Source organism: Novipirellula artificiosorum (genome assembly GCF_007860135.1).
GTDB lineage: Bacteria > Planctomycetota > Planctomycetia > Pirellulales > Pirellulaceae > Novipirellula_A > Novipirellula_A artificiosorum.
Window position 1 is genome coordinate 245,841 of sequence record NZ_SJPV01000010.1, and the last position, 15,170, is coordinate 261,010.

At 53.6% G+C, this 15,170-nt stretch carries 10 protein-coding genes; 3 read left to right on the forward strand and 7 right to left on the reverse strand.

Annotated elements, in window-relative coordinates; all coding sequences use genetic code 11:
- Positions 1-7: 7 nt before the first annotated feature.
- Complete coding sequence (locus tag Poly41_RS24140; protein WP_146529711.1) at positions 8-385, reverse strand: LVIVD repeat-containing protein; 378 nt, start codon at positions 383-385, stop codon at positions 8-10.
- A gap of 332 nt (positions 386-717) precedes the next feature.
- On the opposite strand from Poly41_RS24140, the gene Poly41_RS34335 reads away from it, so the two are divergent.
- A complete protein-coding gene (locus Poly41_RS34335; RefSeq protein WP_197231593.1) occupies positions 718-861 on the forward strand; it encodes a hypothetical protein in 144 nt (47 codons plus the stop codon).
- On the opposite strand, the gene Poly41_RS24145 is transcribed toward Poly41_RS34335, so the two are convergent.
- The 3 genes from Poly41_RS24145 to Poly41_RS24155 all read right to left on the reverse strand — a co-directional run bounded on the left by Poly41_RS24145 (position 858) and on the right by Poly41_RS24155 (position 7,538).
- Positions 858-4,223, reverse strand: coding sequence for a WD40 repeat domain-containing serine/threonine protein kinase (locus Poly41_RS24145; protein WP_146529712.1), 3,366 nt, complete (start codon positions 4,221-4,223; stop codon positions 858-860). The genes Poly41_RS34335 and Poly41_RS24145 overlap by 4 nt on opposite strands.
- A 388-nt stretch (positions 4,224-4,611) precedes the next feature.
- Positions 4,612-5,178: an ECF-type sigma factor gene (locus Poly41_RS24150; RefSeq protein ID WP_146529714.1), complete on the reverse strand. Its 567-nt coding sequence runs from the start codon at positions 5,176-5,178 to the stop codon at positions 4,612-4,614.
- A 179-nt stretch (positions 5,179-5,357) separates the two neighbouring features.
- Positions 5,358-7,538: a carbohydrate-binding family 6 protein gene (locus tag Poly41_RS24155; RefSeq protein WP_146529716.1), complete on the reverse strand. Its 2,181-nt coding sequence runs from the start codon at positions 7,536-7,538 to the stop codon at positions 5,358-5,360.
- Between the two features lie 382 nt (positions 7,539-7,920).
- Here Poly41_RS24155 and Poly41_RS24160 point away from each other — a divergent pair, with 382 nt between their 5' ends.
- Both Poly41_RS24160 and Poly41_RS24165 read left to right on the forward strand, forming a co-directional pair.
- On the forward strand, positions 7,921-9,243 hold the full coding sequence (locus Poly41_RS24160) for a PQQ-binding-like beta-propeller repeat protein (protein WP_146529718.1): 1,323 nt from the start codon (positions 7,921-7,923) through the stop codon (positions 9,241-9,243).
- A gap of 1 nt (position 9,244) precedes the next feature.
- Positions 9,245-9,442 (forward strand): hypothetical protein, encoded by a 198-nt coding sequence (locus Poly41_RS24165; protein WP_146529720.1) that lies wholly within the window; start codon positions 9,245-9,247, stop codon positions 9,440-9,442.
- Positions 9,443-9,577: 135 nt separating this feature from the next.
- Here the strand turns inward: Poly41_RS24165 and Poly41_RS24170 are convergent, their stop codons facing one another.
- From Poly41_RS24170 to Poly41_RS24180, 3 genes are all read right to left on the reverse strand, one after another.
- On the reverse strand, positions 9,578-10,978 hold the full coding sequence (locus tag Poly41_RS24170; protein WP_146529722.1) for an O-antigen ligase family protein: 1,401 nt from the start codon (positions 10,976-10,978) through the stop codon (positions 9,578-9,580).
- Positions 10,979-10,993: 15 nt separating this feature from the next.
- A complete protein-coding gene (locus Poly41_RS24175; RefSeq protein WP_146529724.1) occupies positions 10,994-12,133 on the reverse strand; it encodes an acyltransferase family protein in 1,140 nt (379 codons plus the stop codon).
- Between the two features lie 131 nt (positions 12,134-12,264).
- Entirely contained in the window at positions 12,265-15,042 is a 2,778-nt protein-coding gene (locus tag Poly41_RS24180; RefSeq protein WP_146529726.1) for a M16 family metallopeptidase, read from the reverse strand.
- Between the last annotated feature and the right edge of the window lie 128 nt (positions 15,043-15,170).

Sequence of the window (15,170 nt, forward strand, 5' to 3'; positions counted from 1 at the left end):
ATCCTTCCTATTCGGTGTTCGTCCTATCGAATAGCATGACGATTTCTTGAGTTCCGTTGTCGTGCACTTCGGCAAATACCCAATGACCGGTCGCCGCAATCTTAAAAGCGTGTCCGCGAGTTCGGAAAAAGCCGAGACGCTGTGGCAAGGCGGGATTCGAGATATCGAAGATCTGAAGTTGTTGCGTGTCAGCGTTGGCGTTCCAATTGGTTGCGAAGACAAGCTTCCCGTCGCATTGGACCGCGCCGGGCGATCGCCCTGGCAGCGTACACGCCCCAAGCTGCTTCGGCTTCATCGGCTGTGATGCTTCCGCGGGACGGGAGAGCAGAAAGCTGAAACCGACCAGAGCGGCAGTCAAAGTGGTAGAGGTGTGATTCAAATGCATGATGAAGCAGAGGGTTTCATTGAGTCAGCGGATGAAGCTTCGATAAACAGGTTCATCGGGAACAATCTATTGTGAAAACACGATCGTTTCCAAGGCCGTCCCGGCAATCGGTGGGAGCACCCGTTGCCGGCCCGCTGCACCGCTGACCTTGCTGCGTGCAGCATGCTTGCTTGCCAATGATCCGGATCGCCGCGGTGTTCTACAGGACACTGATTCTGCGACACGTTTGGTTCGCCTCTTAATCGCCGAGAATCCGGCCTGGATCAACCTTTGGTGTGAGGCGTTTGAGCCAGTTGGACCCCATTTGCTCAGCCCGTTGGTCGAGTTTCTGAATGACGACAAACGATATCCGCTCCAGCAAACGGACCTGCAATCTCGCGGTGGCCCTGTTTCGGCTGGGTCATCCGCAAGCAGTGGAAAACGGCATGTCCGACTTGCAGCAGGGGACACTACGTGGCGCACTGATGGGTGACTAATAAGCCCATTGCAAAATCGCACCGTCCATGGTCGAAGCGACGATCCGATCGTCATGATCCAAGAAGCGAACGTGGCGAAACGACTGATTGACCTGGAACGTTCCAATTTCCTCACCCTTCCGATAGTCCACGAACGTGATCTCACCTGCCGGGCTCGACACCACCATGCATTCGTCGCCGGGCGAGAAATCAACCGACATCACTCGTGGGCTGCTCATCTTGATCTCAGAGTGTTTCTCTCCCCTTTTGAGATCCCACAAAAAGATGCTGTCGCTGTTCAAGTCAACACATGCCAGCAGCTTCCCGTCGGACGAGAATGCACTGGAATAGGTTCGATACGTCGGGATCACCTGTTCGTCGACCGCTTGGTTCGATGCATCGATCTGCCAGAGCCTCGCCTCACTGAATTTGTCTGGTGCTTCTCCCCATGGCACACCTCCACCGAGCAGCAAGCGACTTCCATCGTCGGAAAACGCAGCCGAGATCGTGTTCCTGTCTGTAAGTGTCTGCGTGCTTGGACTCACGCGACTCAGGTTTCTCAATTGGCTCATTTGCCCAACAACCAGCAGCAGATCGCTGCTGACGGGAGAAAAATGCAACGTCCAAACAGGCTCCGTTTCAAACTGGTCCAAGACGATTCGACGATTCACATCCCAAATTTCCACGAGGTGCTTGCGTGGCGCTGTTTCTCCGATACGTCTTGCCACGGCGATCCGGGTGGCGTCTTCCGAGTAAGCGACGGCTTGAACGGGCGCCACGTTTTCAGCTGATCCTAGAATCGTCTTGGTTCCTGCTACGATATCCCAAGAACAGATCAACTCCTCCTCAGTCGGGTAGGCGATTTTCGCATGGTGGTTCGCACTTCCGAGCGGGGCGTGCCATTGTCTCGCCGTGCGGACGAATCCGCGTGTCGCTTTGGCAACATCAAAGACGTTCAGCTCGTGATCGCCCAACCCGGCAAGTTGCAAATCGTCATAGAACGCTAAACTGTTTTTCCAACCGTCTGTCATTTCGCCTCGGTACCGAGAGAGCATCTTCCCCGAAGCAGCATCAAACACGTTGACCGCTTTCTCGTCAGGACTATAAACGCTCAGCAGCTGTCCGTCTCGCGAATAGTAACACGAAAAGGATCGGCGCCAATCAAGTCGGCGAACCTGCAAAGCCGTCGGGTGGGTCAGATTCCAAATTTCAGTACCGCTGTGACCCGTGATCGCCAACGCCATCTCCGTTGGTGAGAAACGGAGACTGGAAATGTGTCCGGCATAGTGGTGCACGCTGTCGACCTCAAGCGTCAACGCGGCATACAGATGGATCTCTCCCTTGCGTAATTCGTGAGTCGCAAGGAGCCTACCATCGTGAGAAAAACAAATATTCGATTTGTTTCCAAAACTTGTCCTGGTTTCGTTAACGAGCTCGCCAGTATCGAGTTGCCAAACTTTGATCCTTCCTTCGATATCCAAGCTTGCGATCCGATTTGTCCCAACATGCAGATCGACGTTTGCGATAACGGCATCATGAAGCATTTGCTGGGCAACCCGTTTCATCGCAATGGCCTTGTTGTCTCTTGTGATTTCCCAAGCGGCAATGATACCTGTATTGCTAGGGGTGCGACATTTTGCGATCAGCCATTGACCATCGGCACTGATCGTTAGCTGACGGATTCGAGAACCCGCAACGGTCTCTTCGTCGATAACAAGTTGCTCGCGCGCGTTTGCACCAAGTGACCTCAATACGATTCGATTGCCAAATTCCGCTGCCACGTAGAACTCACCCGCGGGATCGATCGCAAAACCCTGAATTGGGCTGACGTCGATCGATATCACCTCGCCCGACTGATCCTTGCAAAGACTCTCCAGAAAGCGTCTGGCAATATCCGTTGAATCTCCCGGTTGATACTCAAAGTCTCCAAGCAGCTCCATGGCCTGATGGATGTTTCCATTGTTATAGGCACCGATTGCGATTCGAAGCCGCTGTGAATTCACGAGTGCCCGGCTATTCGCCGCCTCCTTCACAGCATCCCGTTGCGCCTGCTCTGCGACTGTTTTGGCATTGACGGCGTCGCCTTCGGATTCCAACTTTGAAAGGTACAGCGTCGTACTCACGATCGTTGACGCCAAAAGCACACTCGCAAACGCCGCCCCCGTGAGGATCGTCGCCCGGTTTCTTTTGGAAAACTTCTTGAGCTGATAACGCCATGAGGGGGGACATGCTTCGACGGCATCGCCTCGTAGGTAGTTGTTGATGTCGGCAGCAAATTGATTGGCCGTTTCGTACCGTCGATCACGATCCTTGTCGAGCGACTTCATGATCACCCAATCCAGTTCACCGCGAAGTAAGCTTCCCAGCTTCTTAGGAACCGATCCGCGAAGGGAGGCGAGCGATGCTGACTGTTCGTTCAAGATTGAAAATCGAACCGAAGGCTTGAGTGGGTCCTCTTCTCGAATCAATCGCTGAACTTCTTTGTAGTCATTTTGGTGAAGCTTGCACGGATCGAGCGGAGTCGCACCGGTCAGCAATTCGTAAAGTAAAACCCCCAGCGAGTAGATGTCGCTGCGGGTGTCGATGTCAACGCCGCTCGCACCTGCCTGTTCGGGACTCATGTACTGAGGTGTTCCGAGCATCTGTCCATACTGAGTGACCCCCGACTGTTCGGTCAACTGCTGGAAAATCGCCTTTGATACACCAAAATCAATCACCTTGACCAAAGGCTCACCGTCCTGAACGGTGACGAGCACGTTGGATGGCTTGATGTCGCGATGAATCACCCCCTTTTGATGAGCGTGTTGGATCGCATTGCAAACGGTGATGAACAGCTCAAGGCGTTGTCGCGTCGACCGTTTACTCTCATCGCAGTACGTTGTTAGCGGAACCCCCTCGACCAACTCCATCACGAAATAGGGGCGTCCCGAACTGGTTGCCCCACCATCAAACACTTTGGAAATATTTGGGTGATCCATCAGCGCCAAGACTTGGCGTTCGGCCTCGAATCTTGCCACCACCTCGCGAGTATCCATACCCGGCTTGATGATTTTCAACGCGACGTTGCGCTGAATCGGATGACTCTGTTCCGCTAGGTAGACGACTCCGAATCCCCCCTCGCCAATCTTCCGAATCAACTTGTATCGCCCCACTTCGATGCCAGGCTTTTCATCAAGATCCTGGCGGTCGGCGGGGGGGCCGAACGCGGGAGACTCCAGAAACAGCGCCCCCGAACTCAATGTGTTCAGCAAAACTTCGACTCGCTTCCTCAGACTGGCGTCACCCCCGCATGCTTGCTCAACGTACTTCGCCCTTGCTTCAGAGCAAGCGATTTTGCGAGCGGAGTTGAAGATGAGTTCTTCATCGCGCGGATTCGTGTTCATATCATGCGACTTCGTAGGGATCGAGCGGGTTGATTTCTAACACTCAATGCGATTCTCCGAATCAAAACACCCAAAAAAATATGGCTCATCCGACGGAAGCGCGCGGAATCTAGACTCGAGGTTTTTTTGGAGGTATGGCTCCGGTGTCCAATGATCTCTTAGAAAAGAGTCCCCGACGGTCGGTCGTCCGCCGGGAACCGGTAGCACCCTTGGCGCACCGTCGACCGGGATATCCCTTGTCAAGTTGCACCTCTGCAGAGCTCGACTCCGTTTCTACCGGCAACTGCACGATAACAAGTGAAAATAGCTCCTGCCAGCAATCATGGGACACCGGAGAGATGCCTCGAAAACCTCCTGCGCACGCTTCCGCCGGATGAGCCAAAAATATCTAGGGAAGATCATGCTTCTGCATTTCCACTTTCAACCAGCTCTTTGCATAAGCCCAATCATTGTCGGCCGTTGACTGCGAAATGCCGAGCGCAAACGCCGCTTGGGCGAGTGTCAGTCCCGCAAAAAAACGCAGTCTCACCAATTCTGCTTTGCGTGGATCCTTCTCCTCCAGCTTGAGCAAAGCTTCACTAAGTGCCAAAAGATCGATCGATGGACCGGAAATCCTGGGCTCGACAGCGGAGATGTCAACTCGCTTGCGATCCCCGCCCGCCTTCAACCTTTTCTTGCGGCGTGCGTTTTCGACCAAAATACGTTGCATGGCCAGGGCGGCAGCGCCGAAGAAGTGACCGCGACTATCCCAGCATTGCTCTCCGTTGGTACCGAGCAAGCGAAGATAGGCTTCGTGGACAAGTGCCGTTGCTTGCAATGTCTGCCCCGGTTTTTCATGCTGCAGTTTGGCTGCGGCAAGTCGGCGAAGCTCGTCATAGACCAGTGGCAATAACCGCTCCGCCGCGTCGCAGTCACCCTGAACGATCTGAGATAGAATGGTGGGTACATCAGCCATGAACGCTAAGATAGCAGGTGGCCGGAGGAGATTCCAACCACTTATGCCTCGACCGAGCATGTTCCCTGGGCATTGGGAACTCGCCACGCCTGAATCCTCCAACACAACTCGCTTGCAACGACGGTCACGGTTTAGCGGCAGCCCGTGTTCTTGCTGCCAAAAGGTCCCGCGGCAATCGATCAGAACTCGGGCGGCAGCTCGAAATCCGCTGGGTCGCCACCCGCGATCCGAATGTCCTGGAGCGTGTAGGCGTAGGTTTGCTTCCAATCGACAATCCCGACACGATTGGTCCAAAGTGGGTTGAGGTGGTCCTGTGTCGCAAGTGACACGTAGGCATGAAAATGACGGGCAGCGTCAACAAGATGTCGGATGGCTTTTTGATTCGAAGCCGGGGTCGGGCTGTTTCGGAAACTTGCCAACTCCGTCGCTCCGCGAATCTTGTCGGCGTAGTAAGCACCAAGTTCAGAGACAATCTTGATATCTGCAAGGGTTCTTGGCAGCTCGCCACTCGTGCTCTGCGACAAAATGTCGCTGCTCGAATCTAAGGCTTTGGAAGCATACTCGTCGAGACGATCCGCGACTTGAAACGGGGTCAGCACGTCATCGGGTTTGGGTTTTCCCGCGACAAAGTCTTTGATCGATTGAAACCGGCTCTTGGGGTGTGGCGCCAGGCTGATAAAACGATTCACATCATGAAAGCCCGTCTCGTTTTCTGCATAACTCTCACGGCTTTGGCACGCTTCGATGTACCATTGGAAGTCAAGGGGTCCCCAGTGGAAACCGGTCGTTGTTGGATAGATCATCGATGCGTTCTGCCATGCATCAAAGAGTTTGCTGGCATCGGATGGCGACAAGGCAAATCGTTCCGCAATGATCTGGCGGAATCGTTCATTACTCAGTTGGGGGGCATAAGCCAGCCGGCCCCACAGCATCCATTGGTACCAATGCTTTGTGATCTCGAGCTCACGAGTACCCTCGACATCTCGCTGAAGAAACTCGCGACCCCAAACGTACTGGTCCGAACCGTAGTAGTAGCCAAGCGAGACGTCATGAGGGATGTTGCGAACGAATTCTCGGACGAAGTCAGCGGCACCCCAACGAAAGTAATAAACATCGTCGTTGCGGAGTGTCCAAATTGTCTTCATATCGCCCAAGTCCTTGACGAAGTTGTCGTGGTAGGGCTGAGTCGTCGCGCTATAGACGTGAGCCTTTGCGTATTTGAAACTGAAGATGAAGTTGACGTTTGATTGTTGGGCGAGTGGCTCGAAGGTTCGCGAAATATCTTGCGCCTTGGCCATATGTTGTCGATGGATGAAGGTGATCTTACGATCGGGTTTTTGCTGGGCAGCATCAAGCGTTCCTTGGCCGTAAGTAGCCATCGCCCAATCCTCTTTTTCTTGAAAATCCATGCCGTGCATGTTTTCCCCCGTGGTCAACCCAACGCCTGCCAAGTCGGGGTAAGTCAGCAGTAACTCTTTGACGCTCTGGCGAAAGTAGTCGCGAGTTGTCTCATTATGTGGGTCGTCGGTAATCCCATACTTGCCATCGGTCCCATAGGTAAAGATGTTCCATGTGACAACATAGAAATTGACGTTGCGAGATTTGCCATACGCCATCACGCGTTTCCAGAAGTCGATTTTCTCATCGATCGTCATCTTTCGAACCACTTCCACGTCCGCAAGGATTTCCTCGTTAACAAAGTCTTTCCCCTCCAGTGAATAGTGTTCGTCCCATTTAACGTTCGATCGCCAAACATCCTCTAGCGCGACATCCGGATAGGCTGGGACTTTAACCATGGATGGAAACGGATGCAGGTTCCAAAGTGAGACAAAGTTGTAGCGATAGCGAGCGAGTGTATCGATGTATTCTTTCCAAAACTCAAAACTCCACATCTCTGGGATATTCTTCTGCGCGGCATCGCATACGTCGGTGTAGCTTGGGGTGCGCACATCCAGCGGGATGTTGAACTTGGTGCCTCGCATTTGCATGTAGGGGTTTTGCAGCGTCGGCTTGATCGCATCGATTCCTGCGGTACGAATCACTTCAGCGACTTCTAATCCACCGTAAAGCAGCCCTGCGGGATCTACCGCAATGACGTCGATTCGGTTCTCGGACTTGTTAACCTCTAACTGAAACCCTTCGGGTCTGATGTTGCCGTTTGACGCGTCGACCCCTAGATGAATCTGCCAGTCGCCCTCGACAGGTCGCGTCTCAAGCGAATGGCGAATCTCCGCAGCACCGAATGCCGCCGGGGCGCTCGCAGCGTTCACCTTGATGGTTGCTTCGCCGGACGCTTCGCTTGAGATCGTGATCGCGGAGAAAAAGAAGATGAGCAGGGTGCAACAGTTTGTATAGCGCACGGGATTGGGATCCTAGTGAAGAAAGGCCAAATGATTTTGTCGACCATTCTTGCACACTTCACGCGGTTGGTTTGCGTCTCGTGGCAGAAAAGATTTGTTTCGGTTCGCTGTGGTTCGCAAATCTCCCACAAAAAACGATCCGATTCGTCGCAGCGGCGTTTTGTCTCATGCCGATTGGCGAGCGGGGTGTGTTTCGTCGGTGAATCAGCTTGTCGGCAATTTATGCGTTGCAACTAGCGAAACCGGACTCAATCTGCCTACAATTAGCAGATCGTATTCATGGCGATCTTTTTACCCCTGTTTGCCAGCTTGCCCACCGTTTTCAGATGGACACACGTCTCTGTCTGCCCCCCTCCCCTTGAAAACACTAGGAAATCCTTTGATGACTCGAATATTGCTGCGGCCCCATTGTGCATTTTCCTTCGCCTGCGTGTTGGCCTTTTCGTTTGCATACGCTTCGCTTTGCAACGTTGTCGAGGCAGAAGATTGGCTGCAATGGCGAGGCCAAGATCGTGCGAACCACTCGCCGGAAACCGGGCTCTTCGAGGCTTGGCCCGAAGACGGTCCCGAGCTGGCGTGGATGGCCGAGGGACTCGGCAGTGGATATGCGAATGTGTCGGTCGCTGGGAACCGGATCTACACGTCAGGCGATTTGGAAGACAGCCAATCGGTCATCGCCGTGGATGCGACCGATGGAAGCATCCTATGGAAAACTGCGATCACCGAGTCAGTTCCCAAACATGGATACCCCGGCAGCCGCACCACACCGACCATCGACGACAATCGATTGTACATGGTCAGCAGCGACGGAAAGATCGTCTGTCTGGATGTGAGCAACGGAGACAAAATTTGGAGCCGCGACTTTAGCGATTGGAATGGAAAGATGATGAGCGGATGGGGGTTCAGTGAGTCACCGCTTGTCGATGGCAACAAGGTGATCTGCACACCGGGGGGTGACAAAGGCATGGTGGTCGCGCTGGACAAAACGACCGGCGAAGAGATTTGGGTATGCACGATGTCCGACCCGACCCCTGAGAACGATGGAAAACCACTGAAGGAAGGTGCGGGGTATTCCTCGCCGATCATCACCAACGGTGGCGGTGTCAAGCAATATGTCCAACTTGTCGGACGTGGCTTGATCGGCATTCGGGCAGAAGATGGCAAGCTGCTTTGGCAATACAACCGCGTTGCGAACGACACCGCAAATGTCCCAACAGCGGTCATCGACGGTGAGTATGTCTTTACTAGCACTGGGTACAATACCGGTTCGGCGCTGTTGAAGTTGGTGGCTGCGGGAACCAACGATGTTGATGTCGAAGAGGTCTACTGGTTGACAGGCCGGACGCTCCAGAACAAGCACGGAGGCATGACCCTGATCGATGGCTACATCTACTGTGGGCACGGCAACGGCCAAGGGATGCCCACGTGCGTTGACATGGCGACCGGCGAAATCACTTGGGGTCCCGAGCGAGCCAAGGGAAAAGGCGAGGCCAGTTTGATTCACGCGGATGGTCACATTCTGTATCGTCGTGAGGACGGCACCATCATGTTGACCAAGGTGAACCCCGAGGAACTTGAAATCGTCAGCGTCTTCGAACCTGCGTATCAGGAAGGCAAGAGTTGGGCCCACCCAGTAATCGCTGATGGCAAACTGTATTTGCGAGAGCAGGATAAGTTGATGTGCTACAAATTGAAGGCAAACTGATTTGACCAACCTCGCTCGGTTACCCTGGATCGCTTGCTTCCTTTTTGTGCTGAGCGTATCCTCGCTGATGGCTCAACCGCCGGTGATCCCGGGAACGGCGTCGGTATCGGAGCGTTCTGGGGAACCGCTGATCGAGATGATTGTTCCATCCAAAGATGGAATCGTTGCTTGGAGCGACGTCGCATCGACGATTTCGTGATTGTCAATCGCTCCCACGTCGATTTCGTGATTGTCGATCGTTCACACGTCGATTTCTTTGACCCGACCGCGGACGGCCATGCTCCGCCTGCTTGGGATTTCATTGTCGATCGGTTGTTATTAGCAACCAGTCGTTCTAATGACTAAGTGCCGCCGGCAATCCCGTGCCAGCAATGGCTACTGGTGGCGAGAGCGTAGGCGTTTTCGCAAGACCCCGCTGGTGGAGCGTCATTGCGATCCCTGCCAAGAAGAAGAGGAACATATTTGCCATGGGAATGATCGAGGCATCTTGAAACATCCCGTTGCAGAAGTAGGCTGCGAATCCGCCCAACCAAAGTAGACCGCCATTGCGCACAGCAATCGACAGACTGGTGTTCCGAGCCAGTTGCCACCCGAGCGATGAAATCGTGATCAGGATGGAAACGAAAATCGTCAGCCCCATTAAGCCAGAATCAACCAAGATCGACAAGAAGACGTTGTGTTGCGCATAGGGACGTGCTTGATTCAAAGGCATGTCGTAGGTTCGGATGTTGTGGTAGGAATCCGCGCACGCAAAATAGTGTCCGTAACCATGACCAAAGATGGGTTTGTCCTTAAACATCTCCCATGCAACGATGGCCAGTAGCGGACGTAGTTGAACGGACTTTTCCGCGTCAGCGGAGGTCAGGTTCTTGTCTCGCTTCATTCTCAGAAATTGGTCTTTCAACCCTGCAACGCTCGCGCCGCCAAGGACCACGATACTGGCCAAGCCGAGAACACGGACCCAGCGAGGAGAATAGACCAGCACGATCACGCCCATTGCGGCGATCGCACCAAGCCAACCACTCCGTGTTAGCGTGCTGTAGACGCCCGCCAAGAGCGTGATCGTCAACAGGGAATAAACGAGCTTCATGCGCCGAGTCGAATGAATGATTCCCAGCACCGCAATCACCAAACCAATGCTGATGACAATCGCATTGCCGGAGGGATTCATGAGGGGCCCACGACCGCGACCAAAGAACTCCCACTCGGTGGGGTCCACGACGTAGCGTGGAACCACCAAACGGTGAAGGCCCGTGACTTCGAATACGGCTGTGATCGCCAAGTACACGCTCAAGCCAAGCAGCATTCGTTGCACCCACAGCATGTCGCTTGCGCGGATATCGCTCAACCGGATAGCCACGTACATCCCGACGGGCATGGCAAAACATGACAGCCAATCCGAGATAGGGGATTGTCCTTGCGGTGCGGGACCACTGATCAAGGAGCTTACGAGCAGCCACATCAGCAACACTGCAACCCCCCAGTCCGTTCGAGTGAAGCGAGACCATTGCAGTTGCCCTTGTCGCCAACGAATCGCAAGCATGCCCAACAAGGCAACAAACAACAAACGATCGAGGCTCATTTGAATTGGGCCGTCGATCGAAAAGAACGCGGGGCCAAAAACGGTCCCTGTCAACAGAACCAATGCGCCGATGACCGGCGTTCGTCCATGTTGAAGCAGCGGGACGATCCAAAGAATCGCAGCGAGCACGAAGAGTGCGATCATTAGAATCATGTTCTTGGTCTCCTATCAGCCAGCGATCGACGATGAATAAGGAACGCAATTTGGGGACATCCGGATCGTGTCGGTCAAGCGAGATGCCGATTGCGGAGTGCGGCCACCCGTCACGAAGGCGAATACCGATGGTGCATAGCGACTGAACAGCAACGCGGTCACAAAACAGCTCAACACGACCGTTGGCGTGATCATCCAAAATGAAGTTGGTTCGCTGGTGAGCAGCGCTGCGGTCCGTTGAACGATGGCTCGCAGCGGAAACTCGTGCACCAAGTAGACAAAGAAAGCAGCTCCGGACAACCGAGACAACAAGGGAGTTCGCAACCGATAGCCGACGGACCAAATTGCCAAACATCCGGCTAAAATCGAGCACTTCTGAATCAACAAACTTTGAATGTCGTACTCGGTGACATACCAATTATCAAAATTGGGTTGAAGCATGATACGGGCAATCAAAAGACCGATCCAAACAAGGATCATACTGATTGCCGTGAACGTACCAGCTCGCCCAAGACGCTCAAGCAGATCCACGCGATGGACTGCGGCACAACCGAGCGTGAAGAAAAAGAGCGTTTCGGTATGGAGGACATACCAACCACCGACGATCGGCATCGGTTGCCAATCACTGAGCCAAAGCATCGCGACGAGGATCACAAAAGCATGACCCGTTTTGTCCACGGCCATTCGAAGCAACGGCGCGATCACAACCAAGACCATCAAGTCACGCAAGAACCACATCTGCTCGGCGGGTGGATGCACAAGCCAAGTCCATGTCAATTCAGCAAGGTTAAACGGAACAGGATCGCCTTCGATGGATCGAACACTGACCCAACTGAGCATCGCAATTCCGCCTATAACCAGATAGGGGATCAGTACCGTACGGCATCGTTGACGCAACTTATTGAAATAGGTCTTGAATGAACCATCGTCACTTCGGAAATAGAAGAATCCGGCGGCAAATGCAAACAGGGGCACGGCAACACGCGCAACGCCGCCGATCAGAAACCCTTGCAGGAGTTGGTTATAGGATGCATCATGGACATTTGCCGAAGTGGGCATCGCCGATTGATAGTGGATCGCAACGACCAACACCGTAGCCAACAGGCCAATGACCTGGAATGTCTGCTTCGTTTCGACGGAAAGCTCCGTGCGCACTCGTCCAGTTCCGATTGTAACGGTTTCAATGATTCAGCAAAAAAGAGGGGCCGACCATGGGCCGACCCCTGCTGAAACATAGTTCACGTTTTCATCGAACGCTGACGATCACGCCGATTTGCCGCGTTTGGCTACTCCTTGACGCTTGCAAAGTCGCCTGCAATCGCCATCACCAATTGATCGGGATCAATGTATTTACGAATCGCTTCATTGACCGAATCGACCGTCGCGTCTTGGATCTGCTGCTCGTGCTGGGCATAGTACTCCATCGTTCGATCATTGAAGATCGTCGACAAGAGTTCTGCGGCGAGGCCGGCATCGTCGACTCGTGTAACGCGATTTCGCTGCAAATAGGCCTCTTTCGCTTTTTCCAACTCCTCTTTGGTCACACCACCGTCAATCAAGCGATCGAGCTCCTCGCCAATGACACGAACGAGTTTCTCCCGATTCGCTGGATTGGTGATCGCATAGATCGTCAAATCGACTCGATGGTCCTTCGCTCTGGCTGATAAACTGCTACGGACACCGTAGGACAGCCCTTCTTGCTGACGCACGCGGTCCGCCAACCGGCTGCTCAGTCCGCCACCACCAAGAATAAAATTCCCCAGCGTCAATGCTGCGAATTCGGGTTCGGAATCGTCCATGGTATACTGCTGACTACTGAAAAAGAATGCGTTGGACTTATCCGGTGTCTCAATCACATCCATGGACCCTTCCACGTTGGGATGTGGGACGCGATCAACGCGGACATAGGGCTGGTCGGCTGTCCAACCCTCAAGTTGTTCGCGACCGAGCTTGCCGAGTTCTTCGATGTCGAAGTCGCCCACAACCGCAATCTCGCCCGCTTGGTTGCCGATGAAATGTTCATGCAAGTCGCGGACTTCTTCAACGGTGACCTTCTTGTACATGTCAATTTCCTCGTCGATCGATTGCACATACAAAACGTGGTCGGGTGCGTACGGCGCCAATCGCTTGCGCACGGATCGCGGCGATACAGCTTGAGGCTCATTCGAATTCTGTTGCAAGCTGGTAACAACCTGTCGCTTGATGACTTCCAATTCGTTCGCATCGAGACGCGGTTTGCGAAGGATTTGACCGATCAGTTCAACCACTTCTGGCAAGAATTCGCGTTTTGTCTTGACTTGCAATTGCAACAGTCCCACGGTGCTACTAACCGAAAGCTCCGCACGCAGTCGAGTGAGTTCATCTTGCAACGCTTGATAGTCCAACTCATCGGTTCCCCGTGACATCAGCATGCCGAGCAATTCGATTGCGCCGATCCTTCCTTGCAATGTCTGTTCGGTTCCAAATCGGAGGGTTAGGACCAGCGAGACGCTCTCACCACGCGTTTTCTTTGGGAGTGCGGCATATCGCATGCCGCCGACAAAGTCACCGCGTGTCGTGCGGTCTTCAATCGCGAGCGGTGAAGGATCAAATTGCTCGCCCGCTGCAACGGCTTCTCGACCCTGATAGTCTTTGAAGAGTGTGATCAGATCAGGCGATTCGGGGATATCAATTCGCTGGGCTTCATCGGATGGAATAAAGAGTCCAACGGTGCGATTGTTTTGGACAAAGTACCGCTCCGCTGCTTGTTGAACCTGTTCCACCGTCAACGATTCAATGCGGTCGCGATACAACAAGTACAACCGCCAATCGCCTTGAGCGGCCCAATCGCTAAGCGACACGGCGATTTGGTCGGTATCGGCTGAGGCCAGTTCACGTTCCTTCAGAATCTGCTGCCGAGCCCGTTCCACTTCTTGTTCCGTGATCGGATTGTCACGGAGCGATTCTTCGATGACGTCGATCAACTTCTGGCGTGCTTGCTCGATCGAATTGTCCTTTGGGATCTCCGCCAATGCCATGAAGAGGCCAGGTTCGGTGAGCCCGTAAGCCAAGGTGTAGACGTTACTGGCGATTTCTTTTTCGACCATCTCTTTGTAGAGCCGACCGCTCGGTTCGTCACCGAGGACATAGACGAGGGCTTTCATTGCCGCATAGTCATCATGGCTTCCCGAGGGAATGTGGTAAGCCGCTCCGACAAATTGGACATCGCCGACTCGGCGAAGCACGACCGTCCGTTCACCGTCCTGGGGTGGCTCGACAGTGTAGGTGTCATCGATTGGCGTATCCGGATTCGACAGTTTGCCAAACGTTTCCTCGATTTGTTGTAGTGCATGTTGCGGTTCAAACTTCCCCGCCACGATCACCATGACGTTGTCGGGACGATAGTATTTACGATAGAACTTACGCAGTTTAACAACGGGAACTCGTTCGATATCGCTGCGGTTTCCGATCGTAGATTGTCCATAGTTGTGCCAATCGTAAGCGGCCGATTGCATCCGTTGCATTAAGACACGAAGCGGCGAATTTTCACCGCGTTCGAATTCGTTTCGCACGACCGTCATCTCGCTTGCCAGATCTTCGCCGCGAACAAAACTGTTGAGCAAACGATCCGATTCGAGATCCAACGCAAAACGAAGATTCTCATCGCTCGCCGGCAGGGTTTCGTAGTAATTGGTACGATCGAGCCAGGTCGTTCCGTTGAATCGAGCGCCACGGTCTTGCAACACTTTAGGCACTTCGGGAAATGTCGGCGTGCCTTTGAAGAGCATGTGTTCCAGCAGGTGGGCCATGCCGGCTTCGCCGTAACCTTCGTGTCGCGAGCCAACAAAGACGGTCATGTTCACCGTGACGACTTCCTTGCTTTCGTCGGGAAACAACAACACACGGACACCGTTATCAAGGCGGTATTCCGAAATCCCCTCGATCTCAACCACTGGTTCGGGTACTGTCATGTTCTCTTCTAATTCCGTTTGAGGTGATTCCTGTGGTCGCGAGGTCGATTCGTCCGCCAGCGCCGCCGTGACGATCAAAAGCGAGAGGAACAGGATCTGAATTCTGAACAGCATCTCAGCAAGGCTCCGTATTGATGAGTCAAAAACTGTGAAGATCAAGCCGAATATTGTAACGCGGTCGGCTGGATCGGGATAATGGGCGTGAGTGAAACCTGAATCCAAGGTAAACTACGCACACTTTC

What these genes read in the sequence shown, in the direction of transcription:
- Poly41_RS24140 (WP_146529711.1), bottom strand. Translation starts at nt 385, where the DNA reads ATGCATTTGAATCACACCTCTACCACTTTGACTGCCGCTCTGGTCGGT.
- Poly41_RS34335 (WP_197231593.1), top strand. Translation starts at nt 718, where the DNA reads ATGACGACAAACGATATCCGCTCCAGCAAACGGACCTGCAATCTCGCG.
- Poly41_RS24145 (WP_146529712.1), bottom strand. Translation starts at nt 4,223, where the DNA reads ATGAACACGAATCCGCGCGATGAAGAACTCATCTTCAACTCCGCTCGC.
- Poly41_RS24150 (WP_146529714.1), bottom strand. Translation starts at nt 5,178, where the DNA reads ATGGCTGATGTACCCACCATTCTATCTCAGATCGTTCAGGGTGACTGC.
- Poly41_RS24160 (WP_146529718.1), top strand. Translation starts at nt 7,921, where the DNA reads ATGACTCGAATATTGCTGCGGCCCCATTGTGCATTTTCCTTCGCCTGC.
- Poly41_RS24170 (WP_146529722.1), bottom strand. Translation starts at nt 10,978, where the DNA reads ATGATTCTAATGATCGCACTCTTCGTGCTCGCTGCGATTCTTTGGATC.
- Poly41_RS24180 (WP_146529726.1), bottom strand. Translation starts at nt 15,042, where the DNA reads ATGCTGTTCAGAATTCAGATCCTGTTCCTCTCGCTTTTGATCGTCACG.